Genomic DNA, 17,488 nt, shown 5'->3' with positions numbered 1-17,488 from the left:
ATCCGGCCTACTGGCCTGCAGAGACAATATTAAATCACGCCCTGACCCAGCATCGCGTCGGCAACCTTCACGAAGCCCGCGATGTTGGCGCCACGTACGTAGTTGGTCTGCTTGCTTTCGCCGCCGTATTCAACGCAGGCATGGTGAATATCCAGCATGATGTGGTGCAGGCGCGCATCCACTTTCTCCGCTTTCCAGCCCAGACGAGCGGCGTTTTGCGCCATTTCCAGACCGGATGTCGCTACGCCACCGGCGTTGGCGGCTTTACCCGGTGCGAACAGTACGCCCGCTTCGAGGAACAGATCGGTGGCCTCGATAGTGGTCGGCATGTTTGCCCCTTCGGCGACAGCTTTCACGCCGTTGGCGATCAGTACGCGCGCTGCATCGACATCCAGTTCATTCTGAGTGGCGCACGGCAGGGCGATATCGACCGGAACCGACCACGGCTGTTTGCCTTCCAGATAGGTCAGGCCAAACTCACGGGCGTAATCCGCCACGCGACCGTCACGGCTGTCTTTGATCGCGCACAGACGCGCCAGCTTTTCTTTAGTAAATCCGCTTTCGTCGACCACGGTACCGCTGGAATCGGAGGCGGTAACTACTCGCGCGCCAAACTCCATGGCTTTCTCAATGGCGAATTGCGCCACGTTGCCGGAGCCAGAAACCGCCACGCGCATGCCTTCAAAGCCCAGACCATGGCGTTTGAGCATTGCTTCGGTGAAGTACACCAGACCGTAGCCGGTGGCTTCCGGGCGGATCAGGCTGCCGCCAAAAGAGAGACCTTTACCGGTAAAGACGCAGGCGCTGTTGTTGGACAGTTTTTTCATCATCCCGGCCATAAAGCCGACTTCACGACCACCCACGCCGATATCGCCCGCCGGGACGTCGGTATCAGGACCTAAATGGCGGAATAGTTCGGTCATCAGTGCCTGGCAGAAACGCATGATTTCGCCTTCGCTTTTACCTTTCGGATCGAAATCGCTCCCGCCTTTACCTCCGCCCATTGGCAGCGTGGTGAGGGCGTTCTTAAAGGTCTGCTCGAAACCCAGGAATTTCAGGATCGACAGGTTCACGGAAGGGTGGAAACGCATACCGCCTTTGTACGGGCCAATGGCAGAGCTAAACTGTACGCGCCACGCGCGGTTGACCTGCACCTGATTGCGATCGTCCAGCCAAACTACGCGGAACTGGATCACGCGCTCCGGTTCAACCAGACGTTCCAGCAACGACATCTGACGATAACGCGGGTTCTGCTCAAGAAAGGGCCACAGCGTCGTCATTACCTCACGAACGGCTTGCGCGAACTCGGTTTGATTCGGGTCGCGCTTTTGCACATGGTTGAGAAATGACTCCAGAGAACATGTCTGATCCATAGATATAAGAACCTCTTATGTATTGATATGGTTATATTTTTGATATTTATGTTATGTGTTGTGCAGTTTTTGACTATACCATCAGCAGTGTGACGTGACGCAAGAAAAAATTAACCCCGCTAAGTAAATTAATATTGCGCCGTGGGTCATAACCAAAAGCGATGATGGAAGGGACTAAAGTTTCTGCCGATTTATACCGTTATACTGAGCATAAATGTCAGTTAAAAAGGAAAGACAATGCGCCGTTTAATCATGGCAGGAGCGTTGGTACTGGTGTCCAGCGCGACGCTGGCAAATCAGCTTTATCGCCCGGATGTGCAGGTGAATGTACCGCCGGAAGTGTTCAGTTCCAGCGGTCAGCGGGCTCAGCCCTGTAGCCAGTGCTGTATTTATCAGGATCAAAACTACTCTGAAGGGGCGGTGATTAAAGCCGATGGCGTTCTGTTGCAGTGCCAGCGCGATGATAAAACGATCAGCACGAATCCGCTGGTCTGGCGGCGTGTAAAAGGATAAACGTCTCTAACAACGGGATATCGGCGGGTGCCAGCGGATAACGCAGCGCCTCTTCGGGTGAGCACCAGACGATATCCTGATGTTCATGCGCTCTAAGTTCCCCTTGATACGAAGGCACATGCCAGGCATGCAGGTGAATCAATCGGCCTGAAACCTCGCGCTGATGACTGGCAATGTAGCGCCCCACGACTGCCTCAATACCCAACTCTTCACGCAGTTCGCGGATCAGCGCCTCGGGCTGACTTTCGCCCGGCTCAACCTTACCGCCGGCAAACTCCCACATGCCTGACTGATCCGCATGCAGCGGACGCTGAGCCAGTAAAATTTTGCCATCACGTTCAATGATAGCGGCAACCACGTCGAGGGTTTTCATCATATTCATCAAGATCTAACAGCAGAAAATGACATACTATCGTTATCTTTGTTTTATCTAAAGTATTCAGGAGCCACCGTTGAACGAACCTCAGTCGTGGGTAAAGCCGTTAACGCGTATCCCTTCCAGTTTAAAACCGCTCGTTGCCACGCAGAAAAAACATTATGGCGATGTGCTGCATCCAACGCGCTGGTGGGGGCGGATGCCGTTTCTGTTCTGGCTGGTGGCGCTGTTTGTCGGGTTTCTGGAGCGTAAAAAGGCGCGCTTAACGCCGGTGATGCGCGCGCTGTTGATGACCCGCGTTTCTCAGGTCTGCCACTGCGCTTTCTGTGTTGATGCGAATAGTTTACGGCTGGCAGAACGCTGTGGCGCGCTGGATAAAGTCATGCAGGTTGCCACCTGGCAAGATTCGACGCTGTTCAGTGCAGAAGAGCGCGTAGCGCTGGCCTATGCCGATGCGGTTACCGCAACGCCTCCACAGGTTGACGATGCGCTGAAAGTGCAGATGAAGCAGCATTTTACCGATGATGCCATTACGGAAATGACCGCGCTGATTGCGTTTCAAAATCTCTCGGCGCGTTTTAATGCCGCTCTCGATATTCCCTCGCAGGGACTGTGCGACAGTTTTAAAGGACGCCCGCATGCTTGACCGCCATCTTCATCCACGATTAAAACCGCTGTTGCATCGGTGCGTAGGTATTATCGATAAACCGGCGATTACCCCGGACGGACTTACGCTGGTAGGATTTGCCATTGGCGTGCTGGCGTTGCCATTTCTGGCGTTAGGCTGGTATCTGGCGGCGCTGGTGGCCATTGTGCTCAATCGGTTGTTTGACGGACTGGATGGGGCGCTGGCACGGCGCAGAGGGCTATCCGACGCGGGGGGATTTCTCGATATCTCGCTCGATTTTTTATTTTACGCCCTTGTGCCGTTTGGTTTTATTCTTGCCGCTCCGGCGCAGAATGCGCTGGCAGGCAGTTGGCTGTTGTTCGCGTTTATTGGCACCGGTAGCAGCTTTCTGGCCTTCGCCGCACTGGCAGCGAAACATCAGATTGATAACCCCGGTTACGCACATAAATCGTTTTATTATCTGGGCGGGCTGACCGAAGGAACTGAGACAATTTTGCTGTTTGTGTTGGGGTGTCTGTTCCCTGACTATTTTGCCGTGCTGGCGTGGGTCTTTGGCGCGCTGTGCTGGATGACAACGTTCACCCGGATCTGGAGCGGATATCTGACGCTGAAAACCGTTCAGCGTCAGGCGTAAGGTAATGCGTTGCCGGATGCGCTTCGCTTATCCGGCCTACAACGATGATATATCCAGGCTGGGTAAAGCGTTCTCGCCGCATCCGGCAATAATGCCAGTCTTACTTGCTAGCGTCCGGACCCCGTTCACCGCTGGTGACCGGGTTTTTCGGATTGCTGCTCCACTCGTACCAGCCACCATCGTAAACAGAGACGTTTTTCCAGCCCATCGCGCGGGCATACATAAACGTTTCTGAAGCACGCCAGCCGGTACCGCAATAGAAAGCGACCTGTTGATTCGGCAGGATATTCCATTGCTTCCACATGGCGGCGATGTCATCCGCGCTGCGCATGGTGCCATCCGGGTTATGGAAATCTTCCATGTGGGTGGAGTCGCTGCCCGCGTGGCCCCAACGCGCGCCTGCGATCTCACCTTTTGGCTTAATGTAGCTGTAACCGCTGGTGGTACCGACAAATTCCGGCCATGAACGAATGCTCACCAAAGATGCATCCTGGCGATGCAGCAGACCGCGAGCCTGTTCCGTATCGAGCATCAGTTGCGGCTGGGCAGGGATTTTCACGCCGAAATCAGGCTCTGGTTTCACCGTTGGCGGAGTGCCGCGTTCGACCGGTAAACCTGAGTCGGACCAGGTTTGCCAACCGCCGTCGAGCAGACGAACGTCTTTCACGCCTGCGTACAGCATAATTTGCGCCACGCGAGCGGCGGCATAGACATCGCGGCCGTATAAAATTACCGTGGTGTCGTGGCGGATACCGTGTTTCGCCAGCATCGCTTTAAGCTGCTCGTCGGAAACTTTATTCCACAGCGGTTCGCTTTCAACTTCATTGGTATCAATGTAACCCGCGCCGGGGATGTGGCTGAGCAGATACAGCTTCGGCGCGCCCCAGGCGGCTTCAATCACTTTCCAGTCACCCGCTGGTTTGGCAGTCACGTCTTTACCCTGCTGAAGATTGTGCAGCCACTGTGGGTAAACCAACTGTTCGAAGTGCGGCAGACGTTGCAGACGCGCAGGATCTGTCAGCGCATCGCTGAGGGTTGAAATCTGGTTAAAGCCAACTTTTTGCAGACGGGATTTAACGGCCTGCATGTCGTTATCACTGCCATATAGCGCCACCGGAGCGTCGGTCTTAAGTTGATGTGACTTAACCCAGGCGCTGAGTTGTTCATCATTCATCTTGTCGAGCCAGGCGGCAGACAGGTTCAGTGCGGAAGGTTCGTGTCCTGAAGGACCATTGAGCGATTGTGGCCAGCCGTTGTAAAAAGCGCTCTGACGGGTATCGATCGCCGCGCCTTGCTTTTGCTGTAACTGGTTGAGGGTGAGCGTCTGTGCTGTTTCAGCAGCCCAGGAAGAAGCGCAAGCGAGCCCTAAAGCCAGTGCCAGCGCGGTCATTTGAGAAACACGTTTCATCGAATAGCCCGACGTTGAAAAAAGAAGACGACATTCTGTGCCGCCAGTTACGTAAAAACCTTGCGTTAACGCAGCATATCGCCACATTCACGCCCAGTTTTCCATCTGAAATACGCGGCCTGCAGGCGGGACATCCTGCGCATCATGCGTGACTTGTACCACCGGGATCCCCAGCTTACGCACCTCGGTGAAGACCCATTGGCGAAAGTTATCGCGTAGCGACGCATCCAGCCTGCTAAAGGGTTCATCAAGTAACAGCGCCTGGGGCTGAGCCAGCAGCGCGCGGAGCAGGGCGACACGCGAGCGTTGTCCGCCGGAGAGTGACGCCGGATCGCGCGAATAAAAACCTGCCAGGTCAGCGCGTGCGAGAGCGCATTCAATCTCATGGCGTCTGGCGGGACCTTGCAGGCTGGCGGGTAAGGCCAGCAGTAAATTCTGCCCAACGCTGAAATGGTCAAACAGCAGCGCATCCTGGAACAAAATGCCAATCTGGCGCTGCGCGGTAGGTAACGTATCGATGCGTCGTTCATTAAGCCACAGTTCGCCTGAGGCCTGAAACTGGGGAGACAACCCCCCGATCATCCATGAAAACAGCGAAGATTTCCCGCTGCCGGAAGGCCCCATAATTGTGACAATGTCACTTTTGTTAACCTGAAAATTAACGTCTTTCACCAGCGCTTTCACGCCCTGGTACAACGAAACGCCTCGTACGGTAAGCATTAGCGGAGTCCTTGTCGAAAGCGGCCGATCCACGTGGCGAGAAAGGCTGCAAGTGCGAAAACGAGCAGTGGTAGAAGCAGCTGCCACAACGCTTGTGTTGCCAGAATCGCACTGCTACCGCCGCTGCTTAATGCCACCGCTTCGGTGGTTAACGTGGGATAGCGGCCGGCACCTAGCCACAGCGTTGGCATATACTGGGCGATACTAACCGAGAAGCCAACCGCGAAGGCAATCAATGCCGGGCGCGCCAGCTGTGGGCATTTCACCAGCCAGAATATCCGCCCCCGCGTCCAGCCCAGGGTTTGTGCAATCAAAATTAATCGTGGGTCAATGCGCTGCCACGCCGGTTTAAGCACAAATAGCATCCAGGGCATCACCCACAGCAGATGGCCCCAGATAATGGTCGTCATCAGTCCATCTTGTTCGGCATATAACGCCAGCAGGTATTGTCCGGTTACCAGCGGTAGCGCAGGCAAAATGAGCGGTAGCCAGACCCAGCGGTGTCCGGTTTGTGGACCCCATTCCAGCCAGGCAAAAAGTATCAGAAGCGCCAGCACGCTGGAAAGGAGCCCCAGTTGCAGGCTGTTGCTGAGCGCCTCGCTGTTTAGCGAGGAATAGCTGGCGATAAGCGCCAGTACCAGCGCGCATACCACACCGCTGACGGGCAAAATCTGTACCAGCGGGCGTGCGATTGTCATAGATGAAAAATGCTGGCGTTCACCGTTTACTGCCGGAATAGTATGTCGCCAGGCACGCCAGAGCAGATAACCCACCAGCGCGATAACAAGGAGCAACAGCACCAGCAACAGACTGGCAAGTGCGCCTTTCGCCTGCTGTTCGACGTCGCCCTGACTGAGCCACTGCCAGCTCAATACGGCAAGCGTTGGCGGATTGCCGGGGCCAAGAACGATTGCCACATCAACAACGGAGAGCGACCAGGCGACAATCGCCAGCATAGCTTTGCCTAATGCCGGGCCAATAGCGGGCAGTACCAGCCAGTTCAGGCATTGCAGTCGGCTGTAACCCAGCGAATCCAATACGATAACCTGCTGCGAAAGTTGTTTTTCACTCAGTAGAGCCGAGAGTATCCATAACAAAAAAGCGCTCTCTTTCACCGCCAGCGTTACGCCAAGTCCAATACCGTAGCGGTCCGGCTGGGGACTGAGGAACGGGAGCCATTGCCAAAGCATACCGCCTTCGGCAAAAACCAACAGCACGCTGGTGGCGAAGGCAACGTGCGGGATCGCCAGCAGCCACGGAAGACGGGTGCACAGCCGCGCCCAGCCTGCGCCGGGCCATAAAGTGAGGATCGCCAGCAGCGCGATGATCAGCGCGCCGCCAGCCGCGAGGCCTACGGAAACCAGCGTTGCCAGTAACGCCTGCGGGAGTTGAGGATCGGCAAAGAGCGCCAGCCAGTGTGTGGTACTAAGCGCTGGTGTTATCAGAGACCATGCCGCTGGCGCCAACGGCAGATAAACTGCCGCCATGATGGCCCAGAGTAGCAGAACTAATGCGTACCGTAGCGGCGTAGCCATTCTTGTTCCAGAGCGTTTACCCAGGCTGCATGCGGTTCTGGCAACACGGCAGGGAGCCCCTGAGGGATCCGCGCCAGCAGCGCATCACGCTGTTCGTCAGGCAATTTTTGTGGATCAAGCACCGAAGGATCTCCCCAGACAGCCGGGTCAGCTTTGCGCAGTTGTGCTTCAGGAGAAAGCAGGAAGTTTGCCACGACTTTTGCTCCGGCACTGGCGTGGGCATTCGCCGGAATGGCAACAAAGTGCACGTTGCCGAGCATGCCCTGTGAGAAACCAAAACTGTAGCTGCTTTTAGGCAACTCGCCGCTGGCTACTTTTTGCTGCGCGTGGGCAGGGTTAAAGGTCAATGATAAACGCAGGGTACCGCTATTGAGCAGTGAATCCATTCGTGCTGGCGTGGGCGGAAAATCTTTGCCTTCACGCCAAAGTACAGGATGCAAGGTATCAAGATACTGCCACAATGGCGCGGTAACTTCGGCGAATGTCGCCGCATCTGGCACAACTTTCAATGCCTGTGGTTTGGTGGTGAGCGAAATTAGCAACTGTTCAAGGAAAGCCGTTCCGGTAAAGTCTGGCGGGCGTGGATAGGTCACCGTGCCAGGGTGCGCCTGCGCAAATTCAAGAAGTGCCTGCGGAGATAACGGCGGCTGCGCGGTGAGATCGCGCCGGGCAATAAAGGTGAATTGGGCACCGCCCCACGGTGATTCAGCCCCCTCTGTTGGAACGGAGAAATCTTCGGTCACCGGTTTTTGTGTATCAACATAGCGCCAGTTAGGCAGCGTTTGCGCCCACTGGGTTTGCAGCAGCCCGGCTTCTTTTAGCGTACGGAAGTTTTCGCCGTTAACCCACAGTAAATCGACAGAGCCGCCGGTTTTTCGCCCGGATGCCGCTTCCGTCTGGATGCGTTTTACGGCATCGGCGGCGTCTGCCAGGCGCACGATTTTCAGGTTAATGTCGTAGTGCGTTTTCATCTCGCCGCTAACCCAGTCGAGATACTGGTTAACTGCATTGTCGCCACCCCAGGCGTTGAACCACACCGTTTGACCACGGGCGTCATTTTTGATTTGTTGCCAGCTGGCGTCCTGGGCAAACGTCGCCAGCGGGCAGAGCAACAAACTCAGACACAATAAGCAGTAACGCATAATATCTCCATGGCTAAAAATGGGGGAAGGTCTCAGCTTTTTTTCCGTTGGCGATCAAGATAAAGGCTTCTCGCCACCGATATCACCACGCTTAGGGCAAACAGGACAAACAGACCCGTCACAAACCAAAATGTGCCGCCAGTTAACAGGCTTCCCGCCCATGAGTAGACGATAGTGGCGGGTAACTGTCCGATGCCGGTGGCGATGAAAAAATGGCGAAAACGAATTGAGGTCAGGCCAGCCGCGTAGCTTACCGGGTCGAACGGCACAAAAGGTAACAGGCGGCAGACCAGAATAGTGTGCTTACCATAGCGCTCGAAAAAAGCGTCCATATTGTTCAGCACCGTTTTTCCGGTCAGCTTTTCTACCGCACCGCGACCTAAAGTGCGGGCGATAAAAAAGCACAGCGCCGCACCTGCCATTGCGCTGCTCCAGGATAGTACGCCGCCCCAAAATGCGCCAAACAGCGAGGCATTGGCAAACGTGATCACAAACGCAGGAAGCGGTGCAACGATGGCCTGTAAGATCATCAGGAAGAACGACACCACCGCCGCCTGGGTTCCATAAGAACGAATAAAGTTCTCAAGAGCATGCTGATCGAGTGTGGTAAATGCTGTCAGGCTGCCGTGGAGAAAATCACTCACGCCAGGTATCCATGCCCATGCCATTAGCGCGAGCAGTAGCAGAGCAATCAAACCCGCCCGGTAATAGCGAGCCAGCCGCGCTTTATTCCGTTTTATCATTTACCCGTACACTCATGGTTGGCTGACGGATCGATATGCTTATATCGGGCCCAGGCTTTGGCTGCCTGAACGAGGACGAATAACGCCAGCCCTGCCACGCTGAGCTTACCGATGAATACCAGGGTAATGCCTTCGCTGGCGAGTTCATGCGACATCAGCGTATAGATAAAGATACCGGGTAAGGTGGTAAGTGCCGATATTACGGTAAATGACCAGAACGGAATGGCCGTCAGCCCATAGGCGTAATTTTGAATATTATAGGGGAACAGCGGCACGAGCCGGGTCAGGATTAGAAAGTCTACTCCGCTATGGGCAATGCCTTTTTCGATAGCCTGAAACGTCGCAGTGTGCCCAACGTATTTCAGTAGTAGATCCCGTCCAAGCCAGCGAGCCAGCAAAAACGACAGCGCCGAGGCCACGGTTGCTGCCACTAACGAGATAAGCGTCCCAGCCACGGGGCCAAACAGCACACCGCCGACGATCACCAGGATGCTGCCTGGGATCAGACACAGCGCAGCAACAATAAACAGCAGGATATAAAGCGTATAGCCGAACATACCGCTTTGGCGGATGACGTCTTGTAAATGATGGAAATTGGTTATCAGGTCGGTCAGACCATAATGATGGAAAACTCCCGCCAGAACGCAGAACAGGACCGCGACAATCAGCAGCCGGTATTCTGCTTTATGCGAACTTCTTTTTCATGGGGGTTCTCCTGTAAAACCGAGTGCAATGGAGCATTTTCATCAGCGAAAAGCGCGCGCGAAGATATAATAAATTCCCGGCCGTAACAATGTATTACCGTCACTTTATTGATTTTGCACAGAATAAACAGACTCTCCAGGCCGGGCCTGGAGAGTAAAAAGACGCAGAAGGTCAGACGCGGAATTTAGCCCATACAGGCGCATGGTCGGACGGTTTTTCCATGCTGCGAATTTCATAGTCGATGCCGGTTTCTTCGCAGCGTTCCGCCAATGGGTTGCTCGCCAGCAGCAGGTCGATACGCAGGCCACGGTTATCGTCAAAGCCTTTTGAGCGATAGTCGAACCACGAGAACTGGTCATTCTTTTCAGGATTTGCGTGACGGTAAGTGTCCACCAGACCCCAGCCCAGCAGGCGTTCCATCCACTCACGCTCCTCCGGCAGGAAGGAACATTTACCGGTGCGCAGCCAGCGTTTACGGTTTTCTTCACCGATGCCGATATCGAGATCGGTTGGGCTGATATTCATATCGCCCATAATCAATACCGGATTGTCGCGCTTCAGTTCAGTCTCCAGATAGTTTTGCAGGTTCTGATAAAACGCAGCTTTGGCCGGGAATTTGGTTTCATGGTCACGGCTTTCGCCCTGCGGGAAATAGCCGTTGATCACCGTGATGCTGCCCAGAGGGGACGGAATTTCTGCCATGATGATCCGACGCTGCGCTTCTTCGTCATCGCCCGGGAAGCCACGACGTACCGCAATTGGCGTTTCTTTCGTTAACAACGCCACGCCGTAATGACCTTTCTGACCGTGATAAAAGACGTTGTAACCGAGCTTTGCTACCTCTTCGAGAGGGAACATATCGTCGTGGACTTTTGTCTCCTGTAAGCCAATAACATCCGGTTGATGTTTTTCGACAATGGCTGCCAGTTGATGGGGACGGGCACGCAGGCCGTTGATATTAAAAGAGACAAATTTCATAGTCGCTGCCACTTTGCAAGATGAATAGTGCAAGGATGGTAGCAGAATTTCTGCAGCCTGACTGCTTCTTGTCACCTGATTCCAACAATGATTGCTAATGGTGTTAACGATGGAGCAAAAACTGCACCGTTTTGGCGCGAAGCGCGTCGGAATGGAGCAATAATTTCCGAAAAATTTCGTATACGATCACAATTCCAGAATTATATTTGGCGACTGAATAAAACTGCGTTTTTTCCTCTGTTTAGTCGCCTGATGCGCAAACATATTCACTTTATATGCACATGCAGTGAATATCGCCACGTTGTAACCTGTTGATATTCCGTCATCGACCTCCGTTTATGCACTTTTTTCGCTGGCTGGCACGAACCCTGCAATCTACATTTACACCGCAAACACTATATTTATTAACATATAAATAACCTTTTATTTACCGTTGAGGTCGCTATGTCTCTGTCAATTACGCGTGAAAATTTTGATGAATGGATGATGCCCGTATACGCTCCGGCCCCTTTTATTCCGGTGCGGGGTGAAGGTTCACGTCTGTGGGATCAGCAGGGTAAAGAGTATATCGATTTCGCGGGAGGCATTGCGGTTAACGCGCTGGGTCACGCCCACCCGGCATTGCGCGAGGCATTAAACGACCAGGCGAGCAAATTCTGGCATACGGGAAATGGCTACACCAACGAGCCGGTACTGCGTCTGGCGAAAAAGCTGATTGACGCCACCTTCGCCGAGCGCATTTTCTTCTGTAACTCCGGTGCAGAAGCCAACGAAGCGGCACTAAAACTGGCGCGTAAATATGCCCACGATCGTTTTGGCAGCCAGAAGAGCGGGATTGTAGCGTTTAAAAATGCTTTCCATGGCCGCACGCTGTTTACCGTCAGCGCCGGAGGACAGCCTGCCTATTCACAGGATTTCGCGCCGCTGCCGCCGGATATCCGTCATGCCGTATACAACGATCTCGATTCTGCCAGCCAACTGATTGATGACACCACCTGTGCGGTTATCGTGGAGCCTGTGCAGGGTGAAGGCGGTGTGGTACCGGCAACAAAAGCCTTTTTGCAGGGGCTACGTGAGTTATGCGATCGCCATAATGCGCTGCTGATTTTTGATGAAGTTCAGACCGGCGTTGGCCGTACCGGGGAGCTGTATGCCTATATGCACTACGGCGTGACGCCGGATCTGCTGACGACAGCAAAAGCGCTGGGCGGTGGTTTCCCCATCGGCGCACTGCTGGCGACAGAGCGTTGCGCCACCGTGATGACGGTTGGTACACACGGTACAACGTACGGCGGAAACCCGCTGGCGACGGCGGTGGCAGGTAAATTGCTGGAAATTGTGAATACACCGGAAGTGCTCAACGGAGTAAAACAGCGCCACGACTGGTTTGTGGAGCGTATAAACGCCATTAACGAACGTTTTGGACTGTTTAGTGAAATTCGTGGACTCGGACTGCTGATCGGCTGCGTGCTGAACGAGGAATTTGCCGGGAAAGCGAAACTCATCTCGCAAGAAGCGGCTGTTGCCGGGGTGATGGTACTGATCGCTGGCGCTAACGTGGTGCGTTTTGCGCCAGCGCTCAACGTCAGCGAAGAAGAAGTCGCCACCGGACTGGATCGCTTTGCGCTGGCCTGCGAACGCATTAAAGCAGGAGGTTCATCATGATGGTGATTCGTCCCATTGAACGCGCGGATATCACCGCGTTGATGCAGCTTGCCAGTAAGACCGGCGGCGGGTTGACCTCGCTACCGGCGAATGAAGCTACGCTGATGGCGCGTATCGAACGTTCACTCCAAACCTGGCGCGGTGAGTTGCCAAAAAGTGAGCAGGGATATGTGTTTGTGCTTGAAGACAGTACCAGCGGAACCGTGGCCGGGATTTGCGCCATTGAGGTGGCGGTAGGGCTAAACGATCCCTGGTACAACTATCGGGTTGGTACGCTGGTCCACGCCTCGAAAGAACTGAATGTCTATAACGCGCTGCCGACGCTGTTTCTGAGTAACGATCATACGGGCAGTAGCGAACTTTGCACTCTGTTTCTCGATCCGGACTGGCGTAAAGAGGGCAACGGTTATTTGCTGTCGAAGTCGCGTTTTATGTTTATGGCGGCCTTTCGCGATCGATTCAATGAGAAGGTCGTGGCCGAGATGCGCGGCGTGATCGATGAGCATGGCTACTCGCCGTTCTGGCAAAGCCTCGGCAAACGATTTTTCTCGATGGAGTTTAGCCGGGCGGATTTTCTCTGCGGAACAGGACAGAAAGCCTTTATTGCTGAACTGATGCCCAAGCATCCTATTTATACCCATTTTCTGTCTGATGAAGCGCAAGGCGTGATTGGTCAGGTGCATCCGCAAACTGCCCCGGCGCGGGCGGTGCTGGAGAAAGAAGGATTTCGCTACCGCAACTATGTCGATATTTTCGACGGCGGGCCAACGCTGGAATGCGATATCGACCGGGTTCGGGCTATTCGTAAAAGCAGGCTGGTGGAAGTGGCGGAAGGTCAGCCAGCAACCGGCGATTATCCGGCCTGTCTGGTTGCCAATGAAAACTATCAAAATTTCCGCGTCATGCTGGTTCGCGCAGACCCGGATACCCAACGTCTGGTACTGACGGCGGCGCAACTGGATGCCCTGAAATGCCACGCGGGCGACCATGTACGTTTTGTACGTCTTTGTGCAGAGGAGAAAACAGCATGACACTATGGATAAACGGTGACTGGGTGACGGGTCTGGGCGAGCGTCGGGTGAAAACCAACCCGGTAAGCGGTGATGTGCTGTGGCACGGTAATGATGCAGATGCAATGCAGGTGACGCAAGCGTGCCAGGCCGCACGCGCAGCCTTTGCCGGTTGGGCTAAACAGCCTTTCAGCGCACGCCAGACTATTGTTGAAAAGTTTGCTTTATTGCTGGAAAGCAATAAAGCCGAGCTAACTCAGATTATCGGCAAGGAAACCGGAAAACCTCATTGGGAAGCCGCGACTGAACTGACGGCGATGATCAATAAAATCGCCATCTCCGTCAAAGCTTATCACGCCCGTACCGGTGAGCAGCACAGCGAACTACCGGATGGTGCGGCAACGTTGCGCCATCGCCCACACGGCGTGCTGGCGGTTTTTGGTCCGTATAACTTCCCCGGACATTTACCCAATGGTCATATTGTTCCGGCATTGCTGGCAGGCAATACGTTGATTTTCAAACCCAGCGAGTTGACGCCGTGGACCGGTGAAGCAGTAATAAAACTGTGGGAGCAGGCGGGGTTGCCGCCGGGCGTGCTGAATCTGGTGCAGGGCGGACGTGAAACGGGGCAGGCGCTGAGTGCGCTGGAAGACCTCGATGGCCTGCTGTTTACCGGCAGTGCGAATACCGGTTATCAGCTGCATAAGCAGTTATCCGGCCAGCCGGAAAAAATCCTTGCGCTGGAGATGGGGGGCAACAACCCGCTGATTATTGAGAATCCGGAGGATATTGATGCCGCGGTGCATCTGACTATTCAATCCGCATTTGTCACCGCCGGACAGCGCTGTACCTGTGCCCGCCGCCTGCTCGTAAAAAAAGGCGCGCAGGGTGATGCGTTCCTGACGCGTCTGGTGGAGGTTAGTCAGCGTTTAGTGCCCGGCAACTGGGATGCACAACCGCAGCCATTTATGGGTGGACTGATTTCCGAACAGGCCGCGCAGCACGTCTATGATGCCTGGCAGCGTCTGGCGTCGTTGGGCGGTCGTACGCTGTTAGCGCCACGTCTGGTAAATGCCGGAACGTCACTGCTGACCCCTGGAATCATCGAACTGACCGGGGCGGGGAACGTACCTGATGAAGAGGTTTTCGGTCCGCTGCTCGGCGTCTGGCGTTATGACAGCTTTGATGATGCGATTCGTCTGGCGAACAACACCCGCTTTGGATTGTCGTGTGGGTTAGTTTCGCCCGATCGCGGCCAGTTTGAACAGCTACTTTTGGAGGCGCGGGCAGGGATCGTCAACTGGAATAAGCCGTTAACCGGCGCTGCGAGTACCGCACCGTTTGGCGGTGTAGGCGCTTCCGGGAACCATCGCGCCAGCGCGTGGTATGCCGCAGATTATTGCGCCTGGCCGATGGCAAGTCTGGAATCCCCGGCCTTAACGCTGCCATCGGCGCTTAGCCCCGGACTGGATTTTTCTCGCGAGGATAAGCTATGAAAGCCCGTGAGGTAAATTTTGATGGTCTGGTGGGGCTAACTCACCACTATGCTGGATTGTCATTTGGTAATGAGGCCTCAACCAAACATCGATTTCAGGTGTCGAACCCGCGTCTGGCGGCAAAGCAAGGTCTGCTAAAGATGAAAGCACTGGCGGATGCAGGATTTCCTCAGGCGGTGATCCCGCCCCACGAGCGGCCTTATATTCCGGTTCTGCGTCAGTTGGGTTTTAGCGGCAGTGACGAACAGGTGCTGGATAAAGTGTCGCGTCAGGCGCCTCACTGGCTCTCCAGTGCCAGCTCCGCATCGCCTATGTGGGTAGCGAATGCGGCAACGGTTTGCCCTTCGGCAGACTCGCTGGACGGGAAAGTGCATCTGACGGTGGCGAATCTGAATAATAAGTTCCACCGTTCACTGGAAGCGCCTACTACCGAAGCATTGTTACGGGCGATTTTCCGTGATGAGAATAGCTTTGCGGTCCACGGCGCGTTGCCCCAGGTTGCGCTTTTCGGTGATGAAGGGGCGGCAAACCATAACCGGCTGGGTGGAGATTACGGTGACCCCGGCGTACAGCTGTTTGTTTACGGTCGTGAAGAAGGCAATGCATCCCAACCGAAGCGCTATCCGGCAAGGCAATCCCGTGAGGCCAGCGAAGCGGTCGCGCGACTGAATCAGGTCAACCCACATCAGCGCATTTTTGCCCAGCAAAACCCGGACGTTATCGATCTTGGCGTGTTCCATAACGATGTGATTGCGGTATCGAATCGCCAGGTGCTGTTTTGTCATCAGCAGGCGTTTGTCAGACAGCAGGCATTGTTAGAGCAGTTGCGCAGTCAGGTGGCAGGTTTTACCCCGCTGGAAGTCCCGACAGCGGAAGTGTCGGTGCAGGATGCCGTGACCACTTATCTGTTTAACAGTCAGTTGCTGAGTCGTAGTGACGGTTCGATGATGCTGGTCCTGCCGCAGGAGTGTCGGGAGCATGCTGGCGTGTGGCGGTATTTGAACCGGCTTCTCGAGGAAGACAATCCGATCGATGACCTGCGGGTATTCGATCTGCGTGAAAGTATGTCCAACGGCGGTGGTCCGGCATGCTTGCGCCTGAGAGTGGTGCTCACTCCGCAGGAACAGCAGGCGGTGAATCCGGCGGTTATCATGAACGACACGCTGTTTAACACGTTGAATAACTGGGTTGACCGTTACTATCGCGATCGTCTTACCGCTGCCGACCTTGCCGACCCACAGCTGTTGCGCGAGGGGCGTGAAGCGCTGGATACGCTGACGCAATTGCTCAACCTCGGCTCAGTGTATCCTTTCCAGCAGGAGGGGATGCGCCATGGATAACTTTCTGGCGATCACGCTCGCAGGCGCCACTCCAGAGAAAACGCAAGGAACCACTCATGGTTTTGACTGGCAGTGGATCGGTCACGGAATTCTGGAACTGACGCCGCTTGCACCCGTTGAACATTCACTGGTGCTGTCTGCGGGGATCCATGGCAATGAAACCGCGCCGGTAGAGATACTCGATTCATTGCTTTCCAGTCTGTTTAGCGGCGAGCTGACACTGACATGGCGGCTGCTGGTGATTCTGGGAAACCCGCAGGCGCTGGCTGCGGGAAAACGATATTGTCATAGCGACCTGAATCGTATGTTTGGCGGCCGGTGGCAGATTTTTACCGCGAGTGAAGAAACGCACCGAGCCCACGAGCTTGAGCTGTGTCTTGAAGATTTTTATTCGCGCGCAAAGGAGCCTGTGCGCTGGCATTTGGATCTGCACACCGCGATCCGCGGTTCACAGCATCTGCGCTTTGGCGTATTGCCACAACGCAACGTTGCCTGGGACGAGGATTTTCTTGAATGGCTGGGAGATGCGGGACTGGAAGCGCTGGTTTTCCATCAGACGCCTGGCGGCACGTTCACCCATTTTAGCGGGGAACATTTTGGTGCGTTGGCCTGTACGTTGGAACTGGGTAAAGCGCTGCCGTTTGGACAAAACGACCTCACCCAGTTTGCACAAACGGCAGACGCACTGGAGAAACTGCTGCGGGGTGAGCGGGTGCCGACGAAAGAAATATCCCCGCTGCGTTATCGCGTGGTGTCGCAAATCACGCGTCGTAGCGACGATTTCATTCTCCACATGGATAACCAGACGCTAAACTTTACCCCCTTTAAAGAAGGCACCTTGCTGGCGCAGGACGGAGATGAACGTTTTATCGTCACCCATGATGTTGAATACGTTCTCTTTCCCAACCCTAACGTGGCCTGTGGTTTACGTGCCGGATTGATGCTCGAAAAGTTGTGACAAATATATTCGCCCTGCAGGTTTATCCTTTAGGGCTTATTTTTGCGTGCTGTTTTTATTTATTACGGATTATTCCTGGTGAATTGCTTTCTTAATAATCAGGGTTCAGGTATAGTTCTCCATAATTCTTTCAAAATCATCCGGTTGTAATTTTTTATTGCAACTCTGCGCAATTTATTCTTTTTTTCTTCATAATTGATGAAAGTTTGTTTTTTACACTTTCACTGTTTTACCGTTGCTCTGATTAATTGACGCTTAAGCCGG

General features: G+C 54.4%; 17 protein-coding genes. 8 read left to right on the top strand and 9 right to left on the bottom strand.

Annotated elements, in window-relative coordinates:
* Window positions 1-29: 29 nt before the first annotated feature.
* Window positions 30-1,373, bottom strand: a complete 1,344-nt coding sequence (gene gdhA / locus OGX83_RS08050) for an NADP-specific glutamate dehydrogenase (RefSeq protein ID WP_003832501.1) — start codon at window positions 1,371-1,373, stop codon at window positions 30-32.
* Between the two features lie 252 nt (window positions 1,374-1,625).
* Between gdhA and OGX83_RS08045 the strand changes: the two genes are divergently transcribed.
* Window positions 1,626-1,886, top strand: coding sequence for a YnjH family protein (locus OGX83_RS08045; RefSeq protein WP_170974251.1), 261 nt, complete (start codon window positions 1,626-1,628; stop codon window positions 1,884-1,886).
* Here OGX83_RS08045 and OGX83_RS08040 read toward each other — a convergent pair.
* Entirely contained in the window at window positions 1,846-2,259 is a 414-nt protein-coding gene (locus OGX83_RS08040; RefSeq protein WP_057068380.1) for a pyrimidine (deoxy)nucleoside triphosphate diphosphatase, read from the bottom strand. The genes OGX83_RS08045 and OGX83_RS08040 overlap by 41 nt on opposite strands.
* Before the next feature lie 79 nt (window positions 2,260-2,338).
* On the opposite strand from OGX83_RS08040, the gene OGX83_RS08035 reads away from it, so the two are divergent.
* Together OGX83_RS08035 and OGX83_RS08030 are read left to right on the top strand one after the other, a co-directional pair.
* A complete protein-coding gene (locus OGX83_RS08035; RefSeq protein ID WP_020996450.1) occupies window positions 2,339-2,908 on the top strand; it encodes a carboxymuconolactone decarboxylase family protein in 570 nt (189 codons plus the stop codon).
* Entirely contained in the window at window positions 2,901-3,524 is a 624-nt protein-coding gene (locus OGX83_RS08030) for a CDP-alcohol phosphatidyltransferase family protein (RefSeq protein WP_008784544.1), read from the top strand. Before OGX83_RS08035 ends, OGX83_RS08030 begins: the two co-directional genes overlap by 8 nt.
* Window positions 3,525-3,624: 100 nt before the next feature.
* Here the strand turns inward: OGX83_RS08030 and OGX83_RS08025 are convergent, their stop codons facing one another.
* The 7 genes from OGX83_RS08025 to xthA form a co-directional block, all read right to left on the bottom strand.
* Window positions 3,625-4,932, bottom strand: a complete 1,308-nt coding sequence (locus OGX83_RS08025) for a sulfurtransferase (RefSeq protein WP_057068361.1) — start codon at window positions 4,930-4,932, stop codon at window positions 3,625-3,627.
* Between the two features lie 87 nt (window positions 4,933-5,019).
* Window positions 5,020-5,652, bottom strand: coding sequence for an ATP-binding cassette domain-containing protein (locus tag OGX83_RS08020; protein WP_057068359.1), 633 nt, complete (start codon window positions 5,650-5,652; stop codon window positions 5,020-5,022).
* Window positions 5,652-7,187: an ABC transporter permease family protein gene (locus OGX83_RS08015; protein WP_286587742.1), complete on the bottom strand. Its 1,536-nt coding sequence runs from the start codon at window positions 7,185-7,187 to the stop codon at window positions 5,652-5,654. The genes OGX83_RS08020 and OGX83_RS08015 overlap by 1 nt, the downstream gene beginning before the upstream one ends.
* Complete coding sequence (locus tag OGX83_RS08010; protein WP_286587741.1) at window positions 7,160-8,329, bottom strand: ABC transporter substrate-binding protein; 1,170 nt, start codon at window positions 8,327-8,329, stop codon at window positions 7,160-7,162. The genes OGX83_RS08015 and OGX83_RS08010 overlap by 28 nt, the downstream gene beginning before the upstream one ends.
* A gap of 32 nt (window positions 8,330-8,361) precedes the next feature.
* Window positions 8,362-9,072, bottom strand: a complete 711-nt coding sequence (locus OGX83_RS08005) for a TVP38/TMEM64 family protein (protein WP_286587740.1) — start codon at window positions 9,070-9,072, stop codon at window positions 8,362-8,364.
* Window positions 9,069-9,725 (bottom strand): TVP38/TMEM64 family protein, encoded by a 657-nt coding sequence (locus OGX83_RS08000; protein ID WP_286588147.1) that lies wholly within the window; start codon window positions 9,723-9,725, stop codon window positions 9,069-9,071. Before OGX83_RS08000 ends, OGX83_RS08005 begins: the two co-directional genes overlap by 4 nt.
* A gap of 223 nt (window positions 9,726-9,948) precedes the next feature.
* Window positions 9,949-10,755, bottom strand: a complete 807-nt coding sequence (xthA, locus tag OGX83_RS07995) for an exodeoxyribonuclease III (RefSeq protein WP_003030642.1) — start codon at window positions 10,753-10,755, stop codon at window positions 9,949-9,951.
* Window positions 10,756-11,199: 444 nt separating this feature from the next.
* Between xthA and astC the strand changes: the two genes are divergently transcribed.
* From astC to astE, 5 genes are read left to right on the top strand one after another with little or no spacing between them, the layout of a single operon-like run.
* Window positions 11,200-12,420 carry a succinylornithine/acetylornithine transaminase gene (gene astC, locus OGX83_RS07990; protein ID WP_258735621.1) on the top strand — a complete coding sequence of 407 codons (1,221 nt, stop codon included), beginning with the start codon at window positions 11,200-11,202 and terminating at the stop codon, window positions 12,418-12,420.
* Window positions 12,417-13,451: an arginine N-succinyltransferase gene (gene astA, locus OGX83_RS07985; protein ID WP_060682309.1), complete on the top strand. Its 1,035-nt coding sequence runs from the start codon at window positions 12,417-12,419 to the stop codon at window positions 13,449-13,451. Before astC ends, astA begins: the two co-directional genes overlap by 4 nt.
* Window positions 13,448-14,926 (top strand): succinylglutamate-semialdehyde dehydrogenase, encoded by a 1,479-nt coding sequence (astD, locus tag OGX83_RS07980; protein WP_286587737.1) that lies wholly within the window; start codon window positions 13,448-13,450, stop codon window positions 14,924-14,926. The genes astA and astD overlap by 4 nt, the downstream gene beginning before the upstream one ends.
* A complete protein-coding gene (astB, locus tag OGX83_RS07975; protein WP_003832532.1) occupies window positions 14,923-16,266 on the top strand; it encodes an N-succinylarginine dihydrolase in 1,344 nt (447 codons plus the stop codon). The genes astD and astB overlap by 4 nt, the downstream gene beginning before the upstream one ends.
* Window positions 16,259-17,224 carry a succinylglutamate desuccinylase gene (gene astE / locus OGX83_RS07970; RefSeq protein WP_286587735.1) on the top strand — a complete coding sequence of 322 codons (966 nt, stop codon included), beginning with the start codon at window positions 16,259-16,261 and terminating at the stop codon, window positions 17,222-17,224. Before astB ends, astE begins: the two co-directional genes overlap by 8 nt.
* Window positions 17,225-17,488: the final 264 nt, after the last annotated feature.

It is taken from the genome of Citrobacter sp. Cpo074 (genome assembly GCF_030332745.1).
GTDB lineage: Bacteria > Pseudomonadota > Gammaproteobacteria > Enterobacterales > Enterobacteriaceae > Citrobacter > Citrobacter portucalensis.
Note: the sequence above shows the minus strand (reverse complement) of the source record. Positions and strands in the feature narration are given on the sequence as shown.